This is a genomic window from Terriglobus sp. YAF25 (assembly GCF_052113305.1).
Lineage (GTDB): Bacteria > Acidobacteriota > Terriglobia > Terriglobales > Acidobacteriaceae > Terriglobus.
Genome location: NZ_JBFRCY010000338.1, coordinates 1 through 4754, shown reverse-complemented (window position 1 = coordinate 4754; position 4754 = coordinate 1). Strand labels below are relative to the sequence as shown.

The following is a 4754-nucleotide window of genomic DNA, read 5'->3' as shown; positions in this document are numbered from 1 at the left end:
GCATTATGGGGCAGGCTCTCACGAAAGCGGACTCAATCGGCTTCTGGTTCCTTCACGTCTGGACCTGGAAACCGAGTCCAAGTGGTCTTTTTGCCCCCTGGAACCACGATGTCAAGTGCCTGGAGACGTCGTCGATGAGTCATTAGATTCCGCATTGTCATCGCGACACGACGCCAAGTTCTTTCGCACCTCAGAACTCACGCCACCCGAGCAACTCATGGGAGACCAACAGATGAAAGTCGGCATTTGGTTCAATGGCTTGGGTACCGCACTCGCCGGCGTTCTCAATATCGCGTGGCGCGCACTCGACGCCTCGCATCAGCCCATCAAATCTCTTGGAAACGCTCCCGGTCAAAATATACTGGGATGCATCGTGGGCGTATGGCTGGTTGCGGCGGGCCTTGCAATCCTGTGGCGGCGATAGCTCCCGCGGGCTGGAGATCAAGACGTGGCGCTTGGGCGTACGGCAACAGAGGCGACACAGAGGTTTGTGCTTGGTCAGTATCGCTTTGAGGTGCTGCGGGTGTGTTTCTATTGGCTACAGGACGAAGCACCGGAGATGATCGGGGAGCTCAAACGGCAAGACTGGCTCGATCTGATTGCCAGTAGAGGCCTTCATCGGAAGGCTCTACTGGCAGCCCAAGTGCCGCTGGGCGACTAGGGCAATGTTTAACTTGCATGTATGCCCGACTGCGCGTGATGATCGGCTCAGCCTTCGCGGGGAAAGATCTACCAATMGGTGAAGTGCAGATTGTCTACATAGGTCGTATTCGCCGCGAGTCTGTAGTTCCCGCCGATCTGGTAATTGATCGTCATACCCCACCACCCGACCGGAATCTTCTTCGAAGCCACTGTGATGTCCATCGGGTACACCACTCCATTGACGGTGACAGACTGATAGAGCAAATCGTTATTTGGCTTTCTCTGCACCTGAAGCGTGACGTGGTTCCAGCCCGTTTTCATCGTGCATGGGATGGAGGTGGGAACCCATTTGGCTTCAACATTATTCCAGTAGTCCCAGACATTCCCGTTGAGATGGTTGCACTCGGTCCCCCACTCCATTCCAATCCCGCCGGCGTACATGTTTACGTCGAACTCTTGCAGCTGGGTGATATCCCAGTTCGTGATGTAGACGTCGGCGTCATAGATGAAATTGTTGAGTGTCGGTAGAAGGGTGTGATTGTCGTCCGTAAGCCCCATTTTGTTTCCCTGTCCAAGAACAGGGTTGGAAAACAGGACTGCCGAATAGGGAACCGTCCCCCCGAGATTGAATTGGGTCGCATTGCCGCTCACCGACGGACTTTTTTGATTCTGCTTCATCGACCATGTGACTCCTGGGCATGGCGCATCGCAGATGTCATAAATTGGCGGAAGCTGTCCCCACTGGTGCCACCCTGGTGCCGCTTGAAGATTTTTGAGTGTGGTGCCGGTGACGGTTACTTTGACAGGCGTTTTTGCATATCCCCCACAGTTGTCCCACTCCTGCACCGTCGCGTTTTGCTGGCCCAGTCCAAGAGTGATGGGAGCGTTCAAGTTCGGTCCAGCCACGGTATAGAGCAACTTGTCATTGGCGTRGACGCCCATAGCTGCAATACCTTTAGGGCAACTGGTCGTTGCGCTCGCCACAAACATTGCCGGGGTTCCGACCGTACTGTTGTTGGCAGGGGAATTGATGGTGATGCCTGCGGTGGTGGGATAAGTCACACTCACGGAAGCCGTGCTCGACCCGCCGCAATAGTTCCATTCGGTCACGACGATGACGTGAGCGCCAGGTGTCACCGACACGTTCGTATCAAGCTTCGTCCCGACTACGGTGTAACGCAGCGCGTTATCGACGTAAATCCCCATGGATGCAACACCTTTTGCACAGGGAGTGACGGCGCTGGCGGCTACACGGACGGATGAGGCCACGGTTGCGTTATTGCTTGGGGAAGAAACGGCTACGGTGGCGGAAGCGGGTAAAGCACACACTACGGAGAGAAGCAAAGGCGCCAGGAGGGAAAATCTCATGGGATGCAGGTCTCGAACGGCTAACGTACAGCCATTATTTTCGGGAGGAGTGCCGAGGAGTTCTCGCCTTGGCAAATTCAGTATGCAGGCAACCTGCACGAGAATTTTTGAATCCAAGCGCACCTTTAAAGTTGGATTTCCATTTTGGGAACGCACCTGTCGCTGTGGAATCAGAATCCGTATGTATGACAAGTTCATTCCGTTAGCCGATATATGCGTTATAGTGTATATACATGAACGCGCAAGTAAAGATCTTCCACGCTCTGGCTGACCCGGTCCGTCTTCGCATCGTCGAGTCGATGAAGTCGGAGGTGCGCTCCGTCAGTGACATCGTCGAGCGTATGGACATTCACCAATCTGGCGTGTCACGGCACCTGCGCATTCTTGCGGAGGCAGGTCTAGTGCAGATGCGGCCGGACGGACAAAAGCGTCTCTACTCGTTGCGCAGGGAAGCCTTCGACCAGCTCGACGCCTGGACGGCGGGATATCGCCGCCACTGGGAGGCGCGGCTCGACCGGTTGGGTACCGCCGTGGAGCGCCGTCAATCTGCCGCCAAGACCCACCCTCGGGAGAAATCATGAACAAAACCACACCCACGAACCAGCGAGCGCATTTCACTATCGAGCGGACTTATGCAGCCTCTATCGATGTTGTCTGGGATCTTTGGACCACCAAGGACGGCATAGAGTCCTGGTGGGGACCGGAAGGGTTCGACGTGATGGTGATGTCGATCGACTTGAGGTCTGGCGGACAGCTCGTCTATTTGATGACGGCGGCGGCACCGGAGCAGGTAGCGTTCATGAAGCGGATGGGCATGCCGCTCTCCACCGAGTGCAAGGTTACTTACACTGAGGTCTCGCCGCCTCACCGTCTGGCCTATAAGACCTTCACCGACTTCGTGCCTGACGTGCCCCCTTACGAGGTGGCGACTGTCGTTGAGATGAAGTCCCTCACCGACGGCGTGAAGCTTACCATCACTTCTGAAGCGATGCATGACGATGTTTGGACGGAGCGTGCTCGCGCCGGCCATGAGAGCCAGTTGCGCAAACTGGATACACTGATGGCCGCTCAAGGCAAGACGGAGCGCCCATGAAGCCCTGGATCCGCAGCGTCGGAGCCGTTGTCGGCGGCTTCCTCGTCACGGCGATTGCATCGACCGCTACTGACGCAATCATGCATGTCGCAGGCGTATTCCCGGGTTCGCCTCGGAGCATGTCGGCATCGCTGTTTGGACTGGCCTCTGGCTATCGCGCGCTCTTCACCGTCGCCGGTGGTTTCGTCACGGCTCGCATGGCACCCGACCGTCCCATGCGCCACGCCTGGATCCTGGCGTGGATAGGTCTCGCTGCGGGACTGGCGGGTGTCGTCGCTTACTACGTCATCGGTGGAGCGCAACTCGGGCCGGCCTGGTATCCCGTCTCCATCGCCGTCGAATCCATTCCCTGCGTGTGGTTTGGTGGCCGGTTGGCGACCCGGGATCGCAGCCGATGAGAGAGCCGGGCGAACACATCGGGTATGTGCAGCACAATATTTCCTCTAACGGTTAAGGAGAAGAGATAGAGATATACAAATCGTGTCCGTATCCTCAGGCAGTCGAGCTGCGTATTAATGGTTATGGATATGACTACCGATCAGACTGATCCATTCGAAGTGCGGTATCTCGCGTTCCTGGAGACGATTACTGCGATTCGCCCACGCCTCCACCGTTATTGCTCGCGCATGACCGGGACCACGATGGATGGGGAGGACGTAGTTCAGGATGCTCTTTTCGAAGCATATCGGAAGCTGGATCAATTTGATGACGCACGCTCGCTGACACCGTGGCTGTTTCGCATAGCGCATAACCGCTGTATCGATTTTCTACGCCGGCGTGGAGTACGAGACCGGGCCGAGGCAAACCCGCCTGCAGAGATAGCAACGCCAGAGGCACCGTTGTCTGTGGAAGTTGGTCAGGCAGTTGAGCACCTTGTGACAACTCTGCCTCCCAAAGAACGTGCATGTGTTCTCCTCAAGGACGTTTTCGACTACAAGCTCGAAGAAATTGCCGAGTTGATTGGTTCAACCGTTGGCGGAGTAAAGTCAGCGCTTAGTCGCGGTCGTTCGAAATTGGAGACATCTCCTGCGCCATCACCGCCGGCTCAGCCTCACAATCCTGAATTAATGAAAGTCCTCCATCTCTACGTAGAGCGATTCAATCGTCAAGACTGGGATGGTATTCGCGAACTCATCCGATCCGATGCGCGTCTTCACGTGGCCGATAGGTTCGCCGGCCATATTGTGGATTCGCCGTACTTCACAAACTATCGGCAACGGGCAACTCAATTGAAGATGGCATTGAGCTTTGTAGATGGGGAGCCTGTGGTTGTCACAATGCGTTCCACCGATGATCGATGGAGCGCTGAGTCCGTGATTCGCATTGTCGTGGCTTCCGGATGTATCACCGACATCGTGGACTATACCCATTGCCCTTGGGTGACCGATAACATTCGATCTCTCACCGTCGAGTACTCCCAAGCGGCACAGTCATAAAACGCTGCCGGGTAGCGTATCCAAGACGGCACTGGCTTCGTATTAGGAGTGTATTGACGCTTCGAATCGAAAAGTCGACGTAACGGAAGACATATCCCAAGCCAGGATGAGAAATGACAATGTTCAGGTTTAGTTCAATTGCAGTGCTATTCAGTCTGAGTACCATCGGCATGATGGCCCAGGAGAAAAAGTATTCTCCTCTCAGCGAGTACCTG

6 protein-coding genes and 1 pseudogene are annotated in these 4754 nt (G+C 55.6%); 6 read left to right on the top strand and 1 reads right to left on the bottom strand.

Features of this window, described 5'->3' with window-relative positions; genetic code table 11:
• Nucleotides 1-424: pseudogene (locus tag AB4043_RS14950) on the top strand (hypothetical protein); the annotation flags it as partial.
• 24 nt (nucleotides 425-448) lie between these two features.
• Complete coding sequence (locus AB4043_RS14945) at nucleotides 449-661, top strand: hypothetical protein (RefSeq protein ID WP_442299002.1); 213 nt, start codon at nucleotides 449-451, stop codon at nucleotides 659-661.
• A gap of 68 nt (nucleotides 662-729) precedes the next feature.
• Here AB4043_RS14945 and AB4043_RS14940 read toward each other — a convergent pair whose 3' ends face one another.
• The gene (locus AB4043_RS14940) at nucleotides 730-2010 is read right to left on the bottom strand and encodes a hypothetical protein (protein ID WP_442307397.1); all 1281 of its coding nucleotides are present in this window, start codon (nucleotides 2008-2010) and stop codon (nucleotides 730-732) included.
• Nucleotides 2011-2243: 233 nt separating this feature from the next.
• Between AB4043_RS14940 and AB4043_RS14935 the strand changes: the two genes are divergently transcribed.
• From AB4043_RS14935 to AB4043_RS14920, 4 genes are all read left to right on the top strand, one after another.
• Nucleotides 2244-2591: an ArsR/SmtB family transcription factor gene (locus AB4043_RS14935; protein ID WP_442299004.1), complete on the top strand. Its 348-nt coding sequence runs from the start codon at nucleotides 2244-2246 to the stop codon at nucleotides 2589-2591.
• Nucleotides 2588-3103 (top strand): SRPBCC family protein, encoded by a 516-nt coding sequence (locus AB4043_RS14930; protein WP_442299005.1) that lies wholly within the window; start codon nucleotides 2588-2590, stop codon nucleotides 3101-3103. Before AB4043_RS14935 ends, AB4043_RS14930 begins: the two co-directional genes overlap by 4 nt.
• Nucleotides 3100-3501 (top strand): hypothetical protein, encoded by a 402-nt coding sequence (locus AB4043_RS14925; RefSeq protein WP_442299006.1) that lies wholly within the window; start codon nucleotides 3100-3102, stop codon nucleotides 3499-3501. The genes AB4043_RS14930 and AB4043_RS14925 overlap by 4 nt, the downstream gene beginning before the upstream one ends.
• A gap of 129 nt (nucleotides 3502-3630) precedes the next feature.
• On the top strand, nucleotides 3631-4539 hold the full coding sequence (locus tag AB4043_RS14920; protein WP_442299007.1) for a sigma-70 family RNA polymerase sigma factor: 909 nt from the start codon (nucleotides 3631-3633) through the stop codon (nucleotides 4537-4539).
• The last annotated feature ends 215 nt before the right edge of the window (nucleotides 4540-4754 follow it).